General features: G+C 56.9%; 13 protein-coding genes and 2 pseudogenes. 1 reads left to right on the top strand and 14 read right to left on the bottom strand.

All coding sequences use genetic code 11. The annotated features are described in order from the left end of the window. The first annotated feature begins 72 nt into the window (after positions 1 to 72). The gene (locus EOD29_RS27840) at positions 73 to 354 is read left to right on the top strand and encodes a DUF2285 domain-containing protein (RefSeq protein ID WP_127248555.1); all 282 of its coding nucleotides are present in this window, start codon (positions 73 to 75) and stop codon (positions 352 to 354) included. A gap of 546 nt (positions 355 to 900) precedes the next feature. Here the strand turns inward: EOD29_RS27840 and EOD29_RS27835 are convergent. The 14 genes and pseudogenes from EOD29_RS27835 to EOD29_RS27770 form a co-directional block, all read right to left on the bottom strand. Then, positions 901 to 1,638 carry a LuxR family transcriptional regulator gene (locus EOD29_RS27835; protein WP_127248563.1) on the bottom strand — a complete coding sequence of 246 codons (738 nt, stop codon included), beginning with the start codon at positions 1,636 to 1,638 and terminating at the stop codon, positions 901 to 903. A gap of 931 nt (positions 1,639 to 2,569) precedes the next feature. Next, the gene (locus tag EOD29_RS27830) at positions 2,570 to 3,976 is read right to left on the bottom strand and encodes an aminotransferase (protein ID WP_127248554.1); all 1,407 of its coding nucleotides are present in this window, start codon (positions 3,974 to 3,976) and stop codon (positions 2,570 to 2,572) included. A gap of 268 nt (positions 3,977 to 4,244) precedes the next feature. Beyond that, on the bottom strand, positions 4,245 to 4,517 hold the full coding sequence (locus EOD29_RS27825) for an integrase core domain-containing protein (protein ID WP_164763856.1): 273 nt from the start codon (positions 4,515 to 4,517) through the stop codon (positions 4,245 to 4,247). Further along, a pseudogene (locus tag EOD29_RS27820) lies at positions 4,507 to 4,805 on the bottom strand (transposase); the annotation flags it as partial. The gene EOD29_RS27825 and the pseudogene EOD29_RS27820, both read right to left, overlap by 11 nt. Positions 4,806 to 4,846: 41 nt before the next feature. Continuing rightward, positions 4,847 to 5,151, bottom strand: a pseudogene (locus tag EOD29_RS37370) (transposase); the annotation flags it as partial. 529 nt (positions 5,152 to 5,680) lie between these two features. Continuing rightward, positions 5,681 to 6,187: a TIR domain-containing protein gene (locus EOD29_RS27810; RefSeq protein ID WP_126080675.1), complete on the bottom strand. Its 507-nt coding sequence runs from the start codon at positions 6,185 to 6,187 to the stop codon at positions 5,681 to 5,683. Between the two features lie 9 nt (positions 6,188 to 6,196). Further along, a complete protein-coding gene (locus EOD29_RS27805) occupies positions 6,197 to 7,057 on the bottom strand; it encodes a DUF4231 domain-containing protein (protein WP_245475457.1) in 861 nt (286 codons plus the stop codon). 1,414 nt (positions 7,058 to 8,471) lie between these two features. Then, positions 8,472 to 8,969: an Lrp/AsnC family transcriptional regulator gene (locus tag EOD29_RS27800; RefSeq protein ID WP_127248552.1), complete on the bottom strand. Its 498-nt coding sequence runs from the start codon at positions 8,967 to 8,969 to the stop codon at positions 8,472 to 8,474. A gap of 502 nt (positions 8,970 to 9,471) precedes the next feature. Then, the gene (locus EOD29_RS27795) at positions 9,472 to 11,016 is read right to left on the bottom strand and encodes a fumarate hydratase (RefSeq protein WP_127248551.1); all 1,545 of its coding nucleotides are present in this window, start codon (positions 11,014 to 11,016) and stop codon (positions 9,472 to 9,474) included. 6 nt (positions 11,017 to 11,022) lie between these two features. Next, positions 11,023 to 12,456: an NAD-dependent succinate-semialdehyde dehydrogenase gene (locus EOD29_RS27790; protein WP_127248550.1), complete on the bottom strand. Its 1,434-nt coding sequence runs from the start codon at positions 12,454 to 12,456 to the stop codon at positions 11,023 to 11,025. 195 nt (positions 12,457 to 12,651) lie between these two features. Next, the gene (locus EOD29_RS27785; RefSeq protein ID WP_127248549.1) at positions 12,652 to 13,578 is read right to left on the bottom strand and encodes a LysR family transcriptional regulator; all 927 of its coding nucleotides are present in this window, start codon (positions 13,576 to 13,578) and stop codon (positions 12,652 to 12,654) included. Between the two features lie 157 nt (positions 13,579 to 13,735). Continuing rightward, positions 13,736 to 14,647 (bottom strand): CoA ester lyase, encoded by a 912-nt coding sequence (locus tag EOD29_RS27780; protein WP_127248548.1) that lies wholly within the window; start codon positions 14,645 to 14,647, stop codon positions 13,736 to 13,738. Positions 14,648 to 14,767: 120 nt separating this feature from the next. After that, complete coding sequence (locus EOD29_RS27775; RefSeq protein WP_127248547.1) at positions 14,768 to 15,919, bottom strand: CaiB/BaiF CoA-transferase family protein; 1,152 nt, start codon at positions 15,917 to 15,919, stop codon at positions 14,768 to 14,770. Positions 15,920 to 15,934: 15 nt separating this feature from the next. Next, on the bottom strand, positions 15,935 to 16,553 hold a 619-nt coding region (locus tag EOD29_RS27770), incomplete at its 5' end, for a methylaspartate ammonia-lyase (RefSeq protein WP_127248560.1).

Raw genomic sequence — 16,553 nt, 5'->3', positions numbered from 1 at the left:
CGTTTCGGATTATCCCATTTTGGGATATTCTGCCTTGGATCCAGCGATCAACATGCGAGGTTCGCGGCAGACATGAATCGATCAACGGCAACAGGTAAGACTCAAAGCTCAACACTGCTCGACGAAGTCCCTTGGTCTGACCGTCTTACCGCCTACGACAGGGCGCACTTTACCACCTATATGAGGCTCCTGGACGCCTCAGCCGATGAGGCGCCCCAAGAGGAAATGGCCCATCTGATCCTCGGCATTGATCCGGCACTTGAACCGGAGCGCGCCAGGAAGGCGCTTCGTAGTCATCTCGACCGTGCGAACTGGATGGTGACGAGCGGCTACAAGGAATTGTTCGCCAGCTGACAAATGCGCAGTGCTCGGTCATACAAGTAGGCAGTTCCTGTGGCAGCCAGTGGTCAGGCTGATCGGGACCTGCACCACAGACGCGCCGGCAAAATGGACTCGGTGGCGAGCACAATTCAGTTCCCAGGAAATCGGGGTTTTGGCAATTGTCCGAGCGTCTGACGTGATAGAAGGTTCCGCTCTGTCTGGATGGGTAATAGCCCGGAGCAGCACTCCATATCGTGCCGGCGCTCGACGCAGAATGGTCCACCTCTTCGCTTTAAAGCCGGATAACCGAAAGCCATCGCCCTAAGTCAACGGTTAGAGATTACCGGCAGGCAGGTATGCAAGCGGGCCATTCTCGGAAACTATAAACCGCACGACTAGCTCGTCAGCGACGAAACACCCGCTTGAGCACCGGTAGACTAAGATCACCGGCGCGGACTGGAGGGATACGGCTGCATCGCCCTGACCGAGCCGGCGGAACAGAAGATCTCGGCATCCAGTCAACGCTCGATACAAAGCGCGCGATCGAATGGACCAAGCACAACCGGAGCAAAAAGCTTCTCAGAGAATTGAGGACCCTTCGGACCCCAAAAGGGCTATAGCCTGATTTTGGGTTCGCACGCCTAGCTTCTTCTTGGCATTGTCCAAATGAAAAGCGATCGTGCGTGGCTTGATGCCCAAGATGCGGCCGGTCACCCAGGCTGAATTACCCCGCGCTGCCCACCGCAGGCACTCATATTCGCGGGATGTCAGCGAAATCCCATCCACTGTTCGATCGCTCGGCAGTTTGCGGCGAACGCAACGATGAAAGCAGGCCGCCATCAGCTGAAGAGCTTGTTCGTACCGCTCAGCGACCCGAAGAAATACTGGACGAGGCTCATCGGCGGCAAAAGTAACCGCAGCGATGCGGCCGCGGAGATCGACAATTGGGATCGTCAAACCGCAGCAGATGCTGAATTGAGCCGCCTCATCGAATAGCTGCTGTTGAGCCGGCGACATTTTATCGCCTCCCAAATTCGATCCCCAGTGAAACGGGCAGCCGCCATTTCGAGCACGCAAGACCACAGGATCGAGTTTCTCATACTGATTTTCCAGATACTGTCTGGTCCAGCGGGGTGGATAGTTCGAAATTAGCCTCGGTTTGCCGGAAGGCCGTGCTGGCAAGGAGAGGTAGGCAAAGGAGATTAGGTCAAGTCGTCCGGCCGCCTCAGCCATGGCATCCCGGAAATCTGCCTCATCGATACTCTGTGACAGTCTTTCAAGGAATGTCTCGAAAACAAGTGGCAGGTCCCTCGTCATCGTCGCGCTCGATTCTTCCTCTTTCTGCACGCCTTCCGGCTGCGTCGTGTATGTCCCGACAAACGCGATTGACTTCGCGGGCGTCGCTGCGCTGACCAGGCTCCAGAATGCTGCCACACTTTCGATCTTCGCCGGTCATCCCAATCATGCTGGGCTCGCCCGTTGGGCGTCTGGCAGACGCCTCTTGATCTTTCAACAGCTCAATCAGAGAATCTCCATGCATTAAATCATGACCGCCCCTGCACCGTCCAAATCAGGAGAAATCATCCTGCGCTGACCAAAAGCCATCATTGACCCAGCTTTTGCAGGAATTTGGGTCGGCACGAGCATAACAATTCGGATAGCCGCTCATCCCCCACCCGGGGCGCCGTGATCCGGAACGAAGTGTTGCGATGCTTTCTTTTCTTTGATAGGCAAATCGTCTCAACAATATTAAAATGCCTTTTCCTTGTGAACGGGATGGGCGTGTGAGTATCGTCCTTTTATATACCTGACGTGATAAAATTCACCGCAATGATTATTCTGCTCTTTGTGATGTGAAGGAAGATATCTTCGGCGTTGCCGCACTTTGGAACCGGCGACCGTGGCCCGCTGCAATGATGTAAAGGGCGCGTCTAATCTCAATCTGCATCGGAACGTGCAGATGACCTTTACCAGACCCTCGATTCCGGACGGGCCATAATGATTCTGATTACGTGGGTCAAAAAGGGCGCCCTGCCGGCGGGGAGGTACACCCGCAGGGCGCGCCGCACAGAGGTCCTGGTCGTTGGGCAACAGGACAGCGGCGGCAGAACTGATTCGGTTCGTGACTGAAATAGTCCGGAGCATGCTCAAGATCAGATGTCTGGAATTCAACAGTTTTGGGTCTGCTCGGCGCAGTAGCGCGCAGGGACATGCCTGCCTCCGGACTCACTCCTTCGCGATCGCAAAATCATACGGCACCCTCGGCCTTCAGGGCGCGATAGGTGGTATCGACCGACTTTACCGTCGCGTCGACAATGATATCGATCTCTTTTCGGGTAATGATCAGGGGGGGTGCATAACCGAGGATGTCGCCATGTGGCATGGCCCGTCCGATGACACCATTCTCAAACAGAGCAGCTGCAGTGCGCACCCCGACCTGAAGGTCGGGTTCGAATGGTATCCTTTGTTTTGGGTCCCGCATCATCTCTACGGCCGACAGGATACCCACTCCGCGAACTTCACCAACGATGGGATGTCCCGCCAGCTCGGCCTTCATCCGGTCTTGCCAATACGGTCCAACATCGCGGACATGCTCCAAAATATTTTTTTCGTTAAGCAGTCGAATATTGGCGAGCGCGGCTGCGGCACAAAGCGTGTGCCCCGAATATGTCCAGCCGTGGCCGAGTGCGCCGTGCTTCTCAGTTCCTTGTTCCAAAACCGACCAGACACGGTCGCCAATGATTGACCCGGAGATGGGGAGGTAGGCGGAACTCAAACCCTTTGCGATGGTCACGAAATCCGGACGCATGTTATACAGGTGGGAACCGAACTTCTCGCCGGTTCGCGCGAAGCCGCACACCACTTCATCGGCGATTAAAAGGATATCGTATTTGTCGAGCACCGCTTGAATGGACGTCCAGTACCCTGCGGGGGGCGGCACAATACCTCCTGTCCCAAGTACCGGCTCTCCGATAAAAGCTGCAACCGTTTCCGGTCCTTCGGCCAGGATCAAGGCTTCAAGCTCATCGGCACAGCGCCGGGAGAACGCTTCCTCGCTCTCCTCGATACGCGCCTGGCGGTAATAGTGCGGCGTGGTTGTATGGCGCACCAAATCCAGAGGCAGGTCGAAGAAATTGTGAAAGAAGGGAAGGCCAGTTAGGCTACCCGTGACCAATCCAGACCCGTGATAGCCGCGATTTCGCGAGATGATCTTTTTCTTTTCGGGCCGGCCAAGAATGTTATTATAGTACCAGACCAGCTTGATGTTGGTTTCGTTAGCATCGGAACCGGAGAGGCCGAAATAGACCCTTCGCATGTTCTGACCGAAATACTCGACCACGGCCTCTGCCAACAGGGCGACCGGCTCCGTACCTTGGCTGGCATAGACGTGCGCGAACGGCAATTCGCGTGCTTGCCTGGCAATGGCCTCGGCGATCTCCGTGCACCCATATCCCATGTTGACGCAGTAGAGCCCTCCGAAACCGTCGAGGCTCCGTCGGCCTTCGGTGTCCCAGATATAGACGCCGTCCGCTCCGGCCATGATCCGGTTTGGCGTCTCGCCGCGACTGTGCTTGGCCAAATGTGTAGACGGATGAAAGACGAAGCTTCGATCCTTCTCCTGGAGTTGCTCGGTTCCCAGATTGCTCGAGCGCATCGTCCCTCTCCTCGCGATAAATTGGCGGAGGGCACTCGGCCAGCCACCTGTTTAGCAAATAGCATACCGGAAACGTCTCTCGAGTTTCTCGGGAATGCAGGTCATTCGCCGCGGAATTCGCGGGATCGGCCCGAATTGCCGTGAAAACTAAGGCGCCACCTTCGCCTGGCCGAGGGAGCGTTGAATTGGATCTCACTGATTTTGCGACGTCAGGGCGCGTACTGCAAACACGAACAGCTTACGACGCGCATGCGCCCAGCATGCCCGATTAGCGGGTGACCTTGCTCCCAGTTTCTAAACAGTTTTTGTTCGTTTCCGGCGTGGGTTGTGCTCTGCTGGGCGGGTGAAGCGACGGGCGCTGGCGCGGAGCTTTGGCATAGCGCAGCGCGAGCGACCGTCGCGGATTGAAGGTGCTGGCGAACTCGGCCGGTGTCTGCCAGGCGAGTTGGGAGTGCGGCCGCGCAGTGTTGTAGTCGGCGCGCCACAGGGCGATGGCTACGCGCGCCTGAGCCAGCGAGGTGAACAGCGTCTCGTCCCACAAGATCCTTCAACGCGGCATTGTCGAGCATGGCGTCGGCCAGAAGCCGCTTCAGCCGGGTGTCCTCGTCCTCCAGAGCCTTCAGTCGCCGAGCCTCGGAGACATCCATCCCGCCGAAGCGGGCCTTCCAGTTGTAAATCGAGGCGTCGCCGACCCCGTGTGTGCGGCACAGATCGGCAACCGATACCCCGGCCTCAAATTCCTTCAAATTCCGATGATCTGCTCTTCAGAGAAGCGGCTACCTTTCGGTCCTGGTCCTCTCGATGGGCCAGAACGAACTTCAAACCGGATTAGATCTGAGGGGCAAGGTCACGGGCAATATTGAAGGATGAATAGCGCTCGGGATGCTGTTCCCGCCGGCCGCACGAGGCACGATAGAGCGCCGCCGGCCATGTTCCGCCGAACTGCCGGTCATCCCTTTACATTCTGATGGTCCGGATCGGTCTTGCCCTTCCCCAGGGTGGTAACGCAGGTGATCAGGGGGAAAATCACATTCGCCTCGATCAGCAGGCAGCGGGTTCCGTGCCGCGGCACAGGCTCCAACCTGGTTGGCCAGCGCTGATAGGCTGAGGTCGTGCCCTCGCGCATAGCGATCGCTTTGTCGGTGCAGCGGCTGGTGCTCGGCAGACTTCTCAAAGGAACATAGCCAGCAGGTTCGGCCGGCAAAGACGCGCGGCGAGAGCGCCTCGCCATCGACATCTTGATTCGCAGCCGACCAGCGCCGCCAAGTTCTGTCGTCAGTGTGTTGCCCTTCTTGCGATCGCAAATTCTTGGTTGCTGCGCAGGGCGAGCCGAGCTGCGGCTCGCGGGACGCGGGCGAACCGACGAACTCTTTGCGCCGCCTGAAAAGCTGCCTCGATCAATGCCGGCCGATCGTGCAGTCTTGAAACGCTGGCTCAAGCCTCAAACGTCGAGCAGCCGCTCCTTTTCCTCTCGATACCAGCGCCCCCTCGACCGACGTGATCACTCGATCTGATGCTTCGAGCAGGGCTCCTCCCAATGGTTGCGCTCATGACCTGCACCCTTCAGCCAAACTCAGCAAATCGGACGTCTCTTTTTATCATCGGCTCGGCAAGCTCGGAACACGCTGGCGGACGCTCCTAAGGCTAGTCGCCGCCAGCGGATGGCGAGGATGTTTTGACGGCTAAGTACTTTTAAGTGGGCGATTATAAGCCGAGATCCCGATAGGTGCTTTCGCCATAGCTCCTGGCGCCATCGCCACGCTGAGCGTTTGAAAGCCGATGAAATTCGCTCGGCCAATTGGCAAGCGCGTGCTTGATAGCCTTCATCTTGAACGGCACGTGCACAACACATTTGTCCCTGATGATGGGCGGACAGCTCGCATCTTGTTGTCGCGAGCCGTTAAGGTTTGCTGCGATTATCGGCAGACCTAGATCAAGGGCCAATTCCATTTCCCAGCGCACGAAGCGAAAAAGGTTTTTCGTTTTCTCACCGATCAGGACAAGTACCTGGCTCGATCCATTCATTCTGTTGCGAAGATTGCGTTTAACATAATCTTCGTCCTGTGCTCGGCTCGTCATATTGTCCAGATCGTGAGCGTTCGCGAATTCAAAACTCACATTCTCGCTGGCATTCCACCCTTTCATAAAGCGGTATGCCCAAGCGTCTTCATCGCCGTCAAATATTACATAGGTCGGATCGCTGTATGCCATTGTTGTCTCTTAGTTGTTTTGACGAGCAACCCACTGGGTGTGCTCCCTTGAGAAAGCCAGTTCGGCTTCGTTCACCGCCGCGGAGAATGCCTCATCAGAGTTGGCGTCCGTAATAAGGTCGGCAGTCAATCCGATCTCGTGAGCTGTCAACGTGTAAGCCGATGCCAATTCGTTGAATTTCTTGATTTGGGTCCACCCGATAAGCGAGGCGGCAATAACGATTAACGGCTCTGTCGGCCAGCCTGGTATCGCTGGGTCAGCGATGCGTACTACGATGAACGAGAACCCCAGAGCGTAAGCAATGACACCAAGGCCCATCCAAATTTTTGCGGATCTCTTGTTCGAGCGCGCTTTCTTCTCGTACCACTTACGTTGCTCGCAAATTCGTTTCTGCAGATATAGCTCTTTTCGTTCTTTTAACGGAGAGTCCCTTATTGACATCATTTCGTCGGTTGTTTGAGGGGATGCTGAATCGGTGCCGCTCAACGCGCTGCCAAGGTGACGATTGCTATCAAGGATACCTTCCATGAGCTTGCGAAAATCAGCTCTAGCGTCGGCCGCACGCGTGTCATCGAACGGCTGTGCTCGCATCGCAAAGCGCCAGGTCAATGTCTTTACTGACTCTGCCAAAGCTCTAGCTTGGTACCAGACCTGCTCGGGCTTTGTGACCGACCGGAAAATGAGGATTCCCATTGAGCAAAGAAACACCGCAGCATACACACCGAAATAGGCCTTTGATGGCCACAAATCCAAAGAGAGAACAGACGCCGAAAAAAGAAGAACGTACTCTGCCCGGATCAGGCGAAGAAATGTCGCCTGCTGCTCGTTAGACGCCATGTCGGCGCTATTATAAAGTCCAGGATATTTCACTTCAGAGCACCATTCTATTTTGTGCCAGCAAATTCTTTAAGCCATGATTTGGCAAACGTAACGTTTGCAGTCGGGCTTACAGAGCCTAGTCTTGAGCTAGACGCGGTCCCTCTGTTGATAAACAGAACTGCAGGTCCGGTCCCATCGATGTACGGGTATAGACCCAAAAATTCTTGCCCGGAAAATGTTTCCGAAGAATTCTTTGCCACGGGGAGAACTGCTACCGCGGTCCGAAAGCCATCGAAAAAGCCAAGCTCCCAAGGCATCCATCCGGATCCTGGAGAATTGTTTGAATGCACATAGATTAGCGTCTTTGACTGCCTCATACGGGTCCGCAGCAACTCGGCAGTGGCCGAAGAGACCTTTGTGCGGTCCAGTTGTGAATCTTCGATCCAATCTACGTAAGCAGTGAACCCAAGCTCCTCAAAAATTCGCTTCACACCGAGAACGATCTCTGCGTCCTTGAAAGAATGTGACAGAAAAACGTCGAATGACGATCTGGCTGTAGCTGCGGCCATCTCTTCCTTTAGAACGATCGATGCGGCTCTATGTCCTCGACTGGCATTCGCAACTTTTTTCAGCTCTGCCTCGGTCAGTAGCACTATTCAAATCCCCCATGATCTGTTCGCAACCTATGACTAGACGCCCATTCGATTAAGCGACCCCTTGTCTTGTGAAAACTGCCACCACGCTCTCCAGCCGGTAGCGCAACCTCCACGTTCTCGAAGACCACGTCGGCTGGCAGGAGTGACCGGCCTTTTCACCCACCTACGCGACCGCGGCACAGCGATGCTCCTCGCTCAGAAGGCTGCGGAGACCAGCAATGTCAAACACGACAGACGATCTCCTAATCTCGATCAGCAACGAACTTACGACGTAAAAAGGCGATGGAGCGATCTCCGAATATCCGCAGGCGTCGAGGGCCGGTTTGGTCGCCAAGGCCGAGCGGGCCAGCTTGCACTCCCGCTACCCCGTCGGCTTGCCAATTCCTCGCTGTAGATTTCGCCCCCTACACGGATGCGCTGACCGCGACTAAGCTCAATCGCCACTGATCGCCAATCCAGGGCGAAGCCCCCCCCCCCCCTTGAGGTAGCTGTAGAGGCACTTTTCGACACTTCGCATCTTAGATATGGACCCTCCTCCACCAGGCACGATCCGGTTTGGCTTCTCGCCGCAACCTTGCTGGCCAAGTGCGTCCGATGGCTGCTTCGATCCGTCTCCTGGAATTGATCGGTTCCAGATTGCTCAAGCGCATCGTCCTTCCTCGCCATCAACTGGCGGATAGCGCTCGGCCACCTCTTTCCAGCAATTAGTATACCGCAAATGTCCCTTGAGTTTCGTCGGAATGGGTGCTTTTTGCCGACGAATCTACGGGATCCGGGCCAAACGCCGTGGAAACTTAAGCTTTTCGGTTTTACCGTTGCCTCAGGGCGGACAAGGGTATCGGTGAATTGGACTTCACTGGTTTCGTGACGACAAGGCTATAGTATTGATCAATCCCCAAGCCTGCCTGCAGCAGTCCCTCCATGAAATCCTGATAGGCGGCCATAGAACGAGATGCGACCCGCATCAGATAATCGACGCGCCCCCCAATTGCCCAGCAGTCCAGGATTTCCGGAATCTCTTCGATTGCAGTTTCGAAGTGTCGTTGGTCCTCAAGACGATGACGATCCAGCACGACCTCCACCATCACAAAGATCATGCCGCCGATGAGGGCAGGACTCAGTCGCGCATAGAATCCCTCAATAATCCCTGCGGCCTTGAGTGCTCGGAGCCGCTCCGAACAGGCCGACGCCGAAAGATGAACTCGTTTTGCAAGCTCACTTTTTGAAATCCGACCGTCTGCCTGAATTTCGGAGAGAATCCGGAGGTCCCAACTGTCGAGTTGCACGGGATCGGGTTTCGACTTCATAACCTGTTGCTCTCAAGCAGCGATCGACAGCGCGTCGTGTGCCGATCAATTCTAACATCAATTGAAACGACCGAATGTAGTAGTGGAAGGCATCCGTTCCAGGCCCGAGATGTGCTAGAATGGGTACGAAAATCAACTGAGGGAGAGTGATCCGCTGAGAAAAGCTGCAGAAGTAATTTGGCTATCGCCCCGACGCCTAACGGGGCAATGATGCAGCTGGAGAGGATAGTCCGCGGCGGCGGAGACCTCCTGATAAATAGATAACCCATTTTCTTGAATCTCCGCTACCCGTACTTGATAGATGCGCGACTGCAATCGAGCCTCGATCGGGTGGACGGCATACTCAATGCAGTATTCACTGGCACATTCAGCTATTGGGGTGAATTGAAGGCCTTGCTCGTCCGGCTCGCCGAGGCGCAGGGCACCGCAAATGCCACTCGTCTTACGGCTTCCCCGACAATTTGGCGCTGGGGTCTGGCCGAAATCGCCCAACCGGAAAGACTCAAACACCGATGTTGCGTGCGATGCTGTCGGCCGCCATACGCTTACGCCACTCAAGAGGCCCGGAATTGTGAATGGAGTTTCCCTCAACATCGACAGCCATGATGACGGGCATGTCCTGCACATCGAATTCATAGATGGCTTCCATGCCCAGGTCTTCAAAGGCGACAATCCGCGCCGCCTTAATCGACTTTGAAATCAGGTACGCAGCGCCACCCACTGCAGCAAGGTATGGCGTTTTGTGTCTTACAATCGATGCGATGGCCGCCGGTCCCCTCTCCGCTTTGCCCACCATCGCGAAAAGGCCGGTTTCGGCGAGCACCTTGTCCGTAAAATCGTCCAAGCGGCTGGAGGTTGTTGGACCGGCGGGTCCAACGACCTCATTCCTCACTGCCCTGACGGGACCGACGTAGTAGATCACGCGTCCCCGCAGATCGACTGGAAGCGGCTTGCCGGCATCGATCAGTTCGACCATTCGTTTGTGGGCAGCGTCACGGGCCGTCAGCATCTTTCCAGACAGCAGGAGCGTTTCACCGCAGCGCCACGATGCCGTCTCTTCCTTCGTCAGCGTATCTAAATTGACCCGCCGGACGCCGGCTGGGTTCAATTCGTCGGCTCCGATGTCGGGCCATTCGCGCAAATCGGGCGGCTGGAGGCTGATGGGTCCAGAGCCGTCCAAAGTAAACTTCAGGTGCCGGTTGGCGGCGCATTGCGGGATGAGCGCCACAGGCTTGGACGCCGCATGAGTAGGATAGGTCGCAACCTTGACGTCAACGACTGTCGTCAGACCACCAAGCCCTTGGGCGCCGATGCCAAGCGCGTTGATCCGCTCATAAAGCTCAATCCGCAGTCCCTCTTCTGGGCTTGACGCCCCCCTTGCGATCAGTTCCGCCATATCGATGGGCTCGTTCATGGCTTCCTTGGCCAGCAGCATCGCCTTTTCAGCGCTACCACCGATACCAACAGAGATCAGCCCAGGCGGACACCATCCGCTGCCCAGGGTCGAAACGGTATTGACCACCCAGTCGGAAACGGAGGCGCTGGGATTGAGGGTGGTAAAACGTGCCTTGTTCTCGGACCCGCCGCCTTTTGCGGCGATAGTGATCTCAATCTGGTCACCTTGCACCAAGTCGACATGGACAACTGCCGGCGTGTTGTCGCGGGTGTTGACCCGTCTAGCGAGGGGATCCGCAACGATCGATGCCCGAAGGGGATTGTCCGGATCGAGATAGGCTTGACGTACGCCCTCATTCACAAGATCAGCGAAACTGGCTGTTGACTTAATGCGGGCATCCATGCCGACCTTTGCGAAGACAACCACAAGTCCGGTGTCCTGACAAATCGGGCGCCGCCCAAAGGCCGCCATGCGGGAGTTCAGCAGAATCTGACCTATGGCATTCTTCGCCGACGGGCTCTGTTCTCGCGTGTATGCGTGAGAAAGAGACCGGATATAATCTGGAGGATGATAGTACGAGATGTACTGAAGGGCGTCGGCGACGCTCCTTGTGATGTCGCGACCTGCGATGGTCCGTGTTCTGTTTCCCACCGGATTTTATCCAAACGAACCGAGGCCATTGACCATTTTCAGAATCTGGAAGCTTCGCACCCCCTGCTCGCCGCCTTCATATCCATAGCCGCTTTGCTTGACGCCCCCATAAGGCGCATCCGCGGAAACCCCTTTCAGGTAATTCACACTAACTGCGCCCGCAGAGAGACCATTGATAAGCTTCTGTTGCGTATCGGCCGCGCCAGTAAACAAGTAGGCGGCCAGACCGTACTCGGTGGCGTTGGCTTCCTCGATCGCCTCTTCGATCGTATCGAAAGGCGCCACGGTGAGAATCGGTCCGAACGGCTCTTCATGAAGCACTCTCGCTTGCTTCGGTACGCCCGTCAGGATGGTTGGCGGCCAGTAAAACCCCGGTCGGTCAAGGGGGATGCCACCGGTCTCGATGCGGGCGCCGCCTTCTACCGCATCCTTGGTCAGGCGCTGCATGGCCTCTATTCGCCGCGCGTTTGCCATTGGCCCCATTTGCGTTGCAGGGTCATCCGGTGGTCCGATCCTGATTCTTCGGACCGCCTCCGTCATCCGGAACAGGAATTCCTCATAGCGGGATCGGGCGACAAGAATCCTGCTGGGCGCATTACAGCTCTGGCCCGCGCACTCGAATTTGTATTCTGAAATAGCGGGTATCGCCTTTACCAGATCCGCATCTTCGCACACGATAACCGGGGAATGTCCACCGAGCTCAAGGATGCAGCGCTGCAGATTATTCGCGGCCAGTGTGGCCAGCTGTTTCCCAACAGCGGTCGACCCCGTGAACGTCAAGACTTTCACAATTGGCGAACTGAGCAGATGCCGTGATATATGCACAGGAACACCGAACACCAGGTTGACCACGCCTTCCGGTATCCCTGCTTGACGCAAAGATTCCACGATATGGACAGCCACGCTTGGCGTCTCCTCGGCCCCTTTGAGGATCACCGGGCAGCCTGCCGCCAGCGCGGGGGCGAGCTTGCGGGCGATGAGAACGGCTGGATAGTTCCACGGCGTAAAGGCAGCGACGACACCGAGGGCCTCCGGGACGATCATCCTGTTCGGACCCAACGGAATCGGGGTCGACAACTCATCGGCATGCCGGCCATTCCATTCCAGCGTTTCGACTGCGCGCGCATATTCTCCTGTCGCTTCGGCAATCGTCTTTCCCTGTTCGGACGACAGGTCCCTGGCTGCGGCGCCAGCTTTCTCTGCCAGAATGCTGGCGGCAGAGACGAGTATCTCGCCACGCTCTTTGGCGGGTCGTGAGGACCACGCCTTGCGGCTGCGTTCTGCCGAAGCAAGAGCTTCATCCAAGTCTGAAACCGCAGCCGAGGCCACTGAGGCAAATACCTTCTCCGTCGCCGGGTTGATCACCGGCAAAGTGGCTCGGCTACCACCGGCTCGCCATTTGCCATTAATGAAGAGCTCGTAGCTCTTGGCGTCGGACATCGCGGGCTCCACTTGACTGAATTCTTGCATACGAGCGCAGTTTCGATATCGAAACTGCTGAACTCGCTTGAGCCAGTTTCATCGCGATGGTCGCGGCGGGTCAAATATCGAATATTGCCGAAATCCATCTGGAATCCAGATCGGGCTGGTCCTAATGGCCGCAAAAGATCATGCCCAGCTTTACAGGTTAGTTTGTCAGGTCGCCTCAGGCGCCACCGCCGCCCAGTCCCGGATTTCAATCAATTTTCTGGCGACCTTCGGAATGAGCTTGCGGACCGCAGAAACGGCCGCAGAACGCTCATCTTTGGGATTTACAGCGAGCACCACGGACCGGGTAATCACCGGATCGACGATCTTGACAGTCCGGACCAGCCCTTGGGAGGCTTCTTTCTGAACCGCAGACGGGGCGAGAATAGAATGCGCTTTTCCCTCTGCGACCATGTTGATGATCGTTGAAAGCGAGTCCACTTCAAACTTGACGTCCAGCGCGCAACCATGTTGTGCGACGACGTCAGCCACCGAACGCCTGACATTGTTGTTGCGCATGGGAACAGCCAGCGGGAATGCATGCAGGTCTGCCAGAGATATTGCATCTTCGAAGGGTGGCTCACCGGACGGGACCACCAGACAAAGGTTTTCGCGCGCCAGCACCGTCATTCGACCTACACTGTCCGCGGTGCGGTAGAGAACCGCCAGATTGAAGCGTCCAGCAGCCATCCACTCCTCCAGCGGTCCAGTCATACCCTCGACCATCTTGAGGGACACCTTTGGCAGTTCGTTGCTCACTGACTCAAGCAGCGGGCCGCTCAGGACGCGTGCAGCTCCAGACGGAATGCCAATAGTCACCTCGCCCGAAGGGGAAGCGGCTGAGTTGGTCAATTCCACCTCAGTAAGTCGAATTTCCTTGAGAATCGTTCGCGCCCGCTCGAGAAGTTTGGCGCCTGACGCCGTCACGCTGACGCCGGTTCTGTCGCGTATCAGCAACTGAGTGCCGAAGCCTTCCTCCAATTGACGCACATGCAGGCTCAGCGCACTCTGGGCGACATTAAGGAAGCAAGCGGCCTTCGTAAAACTGCCTGCTTCGACCACGCCGACGAAATATCTTAACTGCCTGATTTCCACGGGTACTTTTCCGAGGCAAACTCCAATCGATGTAATCTATCTCGAAACCTGATGGCGCGATAGCAATAATTGTGCCATGCTGTAACAAATCACGGTCGAGCAAGTGGGCCTCGGTGTCGTGTCGTCCAGTCTGATCTCTGAAACAGCCGCCGAGGACTCACCCCCGCCCGGCTTCCGGACCCATGGCTATGATTTCTCGGGCCCGTCGGATAACCGGTGGATCGACCATCTTTCCGTCAAAGGCGAAAGCGCCTCTGCCATGCGCTGCCGCAACTTTTTCCGCCGCGACGACATCACGGGCCCACTCGACTTCCTGTGCACTTGGCGAGAAAGCCTCATTGAATATGGCCACTTGTGCCGGATGGATCGCCAAAGCTCCGGCAAAGCCAAGCCGCCGCGCATGCGCCGCGGCTTTACGAAGTTTATCGGTGTCCGAGAACTCGCCGATGCTTCCTATGAAGCCAAGCGGGAGCAAGCCCGCGGCACGGGCGGCAAATAGAACGAAAAGGTTCGGCGTCAAGAGAAGGTCGAATTCCGGGGCGCTGCCGACAGCGGCACTGAAGTCTTCAGGCCCCAGAGCCATTGCGACCATCCTTGGATGCGCCGACGCAATGGCCGCGACCCTTTGCAAGGCCCCCGGGGTCTCGATCTGGGCAAGGAAGCGGATGCGCCCCAGCGGAAGATTTCTTTCTCGTTCAAGTTCCGATACCGCATTCGCGATCTCTGATACCCACTCTGCCGAATCCGTCTTCGGAAGAACAAGTGCGTCAACACCCGCCACCACGGCTGCATCGAGATCGGCCGCCAAGGCGCACAAACCACGATTCACGCGGACCAAGACAGATGCGCCCTTGCGGCCCACCTTTGCCACGGATGCAGAAAGCTGCCGTCTTGACTCACCCTTGTGATCCTGGGGAACGGAGTCCTCAAGGTCGAGTATGACGCCATCTGCACCGCGCTCATGGGCCGTCTCCAAAAAGCGCGGAACGTGAGCGGGAACGAAGAGCAGGGATCTCCAGCGGGGTGCGGACATCGCGCTTTCAGCGCCCAGAACGGTGTCTTTGATCATGGAGTCGCCTTTGCGGTCTATTTTAGCGAGGGCGGTGGCGGTGAGCTTGCTGGGCGGCCGTTGCACTGAGGGCGCGGAGCACGCACCCGAGCCCGCCCACCTTACCGAGAAGATCCGCGCTCACGCTGACGCGGCTCTTTCGCGCAAAAGCCCCAGAACCTCTTCGCGGACCGCTTCCGTATGAGCGCCAAGAGCCGGAACTGGGCGCAGAGAGGGGTGCTCAGAGTTGAAAATCGCCGCCGGCGCGATCGTCTCGACGGTTCCTTCGGGTGTTCCAATCTCGACCCTGCGAATGTGTGGATGCCTTGAAACATCCGCCACTTCGTTTAGTCGACCATATGCCAGGCCGGCGGCCTCAAGCTCCCGCATCGCTTCTTGGCAGGATAATTCGGAAAAGCGCCGTTCAATGATCTCATCGAGTTGCGCACGATGACCGAGGCGCTCCATATTATCGGCAAAACCAGCTGCGCGTGTGAGCGCCGGCTGGTTCAGGAATTTCTCGCAGAAATTCACCCATTCACGGTCATTCTGAACCGAAAAGATGACCTCTTTGCCATCGGCACAACGATAGGCGCCATACGGCGCCAGCGACGGGTGTTTCACGCCGGCGCGTACCGTGTGGTAGCTGCTGTAGTCGTGCTGCAGAACCGGTACGTTCATCCAGTCCGCGACGGCATCGAACAGTGACACTTGGATGCTAGCCCCCTCGCCGGTGACCTCGCGGTGATACAGCGCCTGAAGAATGGCGCTATGTGCTGTCATGCCTGCCGAGATGTCGCAGACCGACACCCCTACACGCGCTGCCCCCTGTTGGGTGCCGGTGATCGCGCATAGACCTGTTTCAGCCTGGACGATGAGATCATAAGCCTTCAAATGGGAATACGGCCCTTTCTCCCCGAAACCAGATATGTCGCAGGTAATAAGCCGCGGAAAACGTCGACGGAGATCAGCAGACGCGAAACCGAGTTTTTCGATACTGCCCGGCTTCAGATTTTGGATAAACACGTCAGCACTGGCAATGAGCGTGTCCAAGACGGCGCGATCCGCCTCCGACCTTAGGTCCAGACAGACCGACTCCTTGCCCCGGTTGAGCCAGACGAAGTAAGCGCTCTGTCCACGCACCAACTTGTCGTAGTTCCTGGCAAAGTCCCCTTCGGGCCTTTCGACCTTGATCACACGGGCGCCAGCGTCCGCAAGGCGAGAAGATGCATAAGGCGCAGCCACGGCCTGCTCCACGGCTACGACAGTGATCCCCTCAAGAGAGTTCTGCATGCGACACCGTGCTTTTCATCCAACGTTTTCGTTTTGAGTCCGACGACGGTTCAGCATCGCCAGCAACCGGCTTTGTTCGTTCCCAACAATTGAGAATGCCTCGTCGACACCCATTCCGGGCTTTGCAAGCATCATGTCGGCCTGGGTTGCCACCGATACGTGGACAGAAGCCTGGGAGGAGAGATCCGTCTCGGTACAGCTTCCTCCGACGTAGGCTCCGACCTTGTTTTCCTTGCAGATGAGAACGGCCCGCGCTGTGTCGGCGATTGAGCCTACATCCGGGGTCTTGATTTGAACGAGATGCGTGGCCTTGGCTTGGGCAAAGAGCCGGATATCTTCGAGCGTATTGCATCTCTCATCCACCACAATGCGTGCGCTGGATCCCCGGCGATCTAAGATCGATACGATCCGCGCATAATTCTCAATTTGAGCTTGTGTAGAACCAAAATCCGCCGGCGACTCAATGTTAAGTGCGAAACCCGGGACACTGTCGGCAACCCTGCAGATAAAGTCGGCGATCCGTTGCGGCTCCATGCCGATCTCCTGGCCGATCCAACCATACACATCGAAATGCAGCACCGGATGATATCCGGGGCGGCCGATTTGGCGCGTGCGCGCTGCAACCCACGTCACG

Origin of the sequence: Mesorhizobium sp. M1A.T.Ca.IN.004.03.1.1, from assembly GCF_003997555.1 — a bacterium.
Taxonomy (GTDB): Bacteria; Pseudomonadota; Alphaproteobacteria; order Rhizobiales; family Rhizobiaceae; genus Mesorhizobium.
The sequence above is the reverse complement of the archived record's forward strand: the minus strand, read 5'-3'. Positions and strand labels throughout refer to the sequence as shown.

Coding starts and splice junctions, on each gene's coding strand:
- EOD29_RS27840 (WP_127248555.1), top strand. CDS start 73: ATGAATCGATCAACGGCAACAGGTAAGACTCAAAGCTCAACACTGCTC.
- EOD29_RS27835 (WP_127248563.1), bottom strand. CDS start 1,638: ATGACGAGGGACCTGCCACTTGTTTTCGAGACATTCCTTGAAAGACTG.
- EOD29_RS27830 (WP_127248554.1), bottom strand. CDS start 3,976: ATGCGCTCGAGCAATCTGGGAACCGAGCAACTCCAGGAGAAGGATCGA.
- EOD29_RS27810 (WP_126080675.1), bottom strand. CDS start 6,187: ATGGCATACAGCGATCCGACCTATGTAATATTTGACGGCGATGAAGAC.
- EOD29_RS27800 (WP_127248552.1), bottom strand. CDS start 8,969: ATGAAGTCGAAACCCGATCCCGTGCAACTCGACAGTTGGGACCTCCGG.
- EOD29_RS27790 (WP_127248550.1), bottom strand. CDS start 12,456: ATGTCCGACGCCAAGAGCTACGAGCTCTTCATTAATGGCAAATGGCGA.
- EOD29_RS27780 (WP_127248548.1), bottom strand. CDS start 14,647: ATGATCAAAGACACCGTTCTGGGCGCTGAAAGCGCGATGTCCGCACCC.
- EOD29_RS27775 (WP_127248547.1), bottom strand. CDS start 15,919: ATGCAGAACTCTCTTGAGGGGATCACTGTCGTAGCCGTGGAGCAGGCC.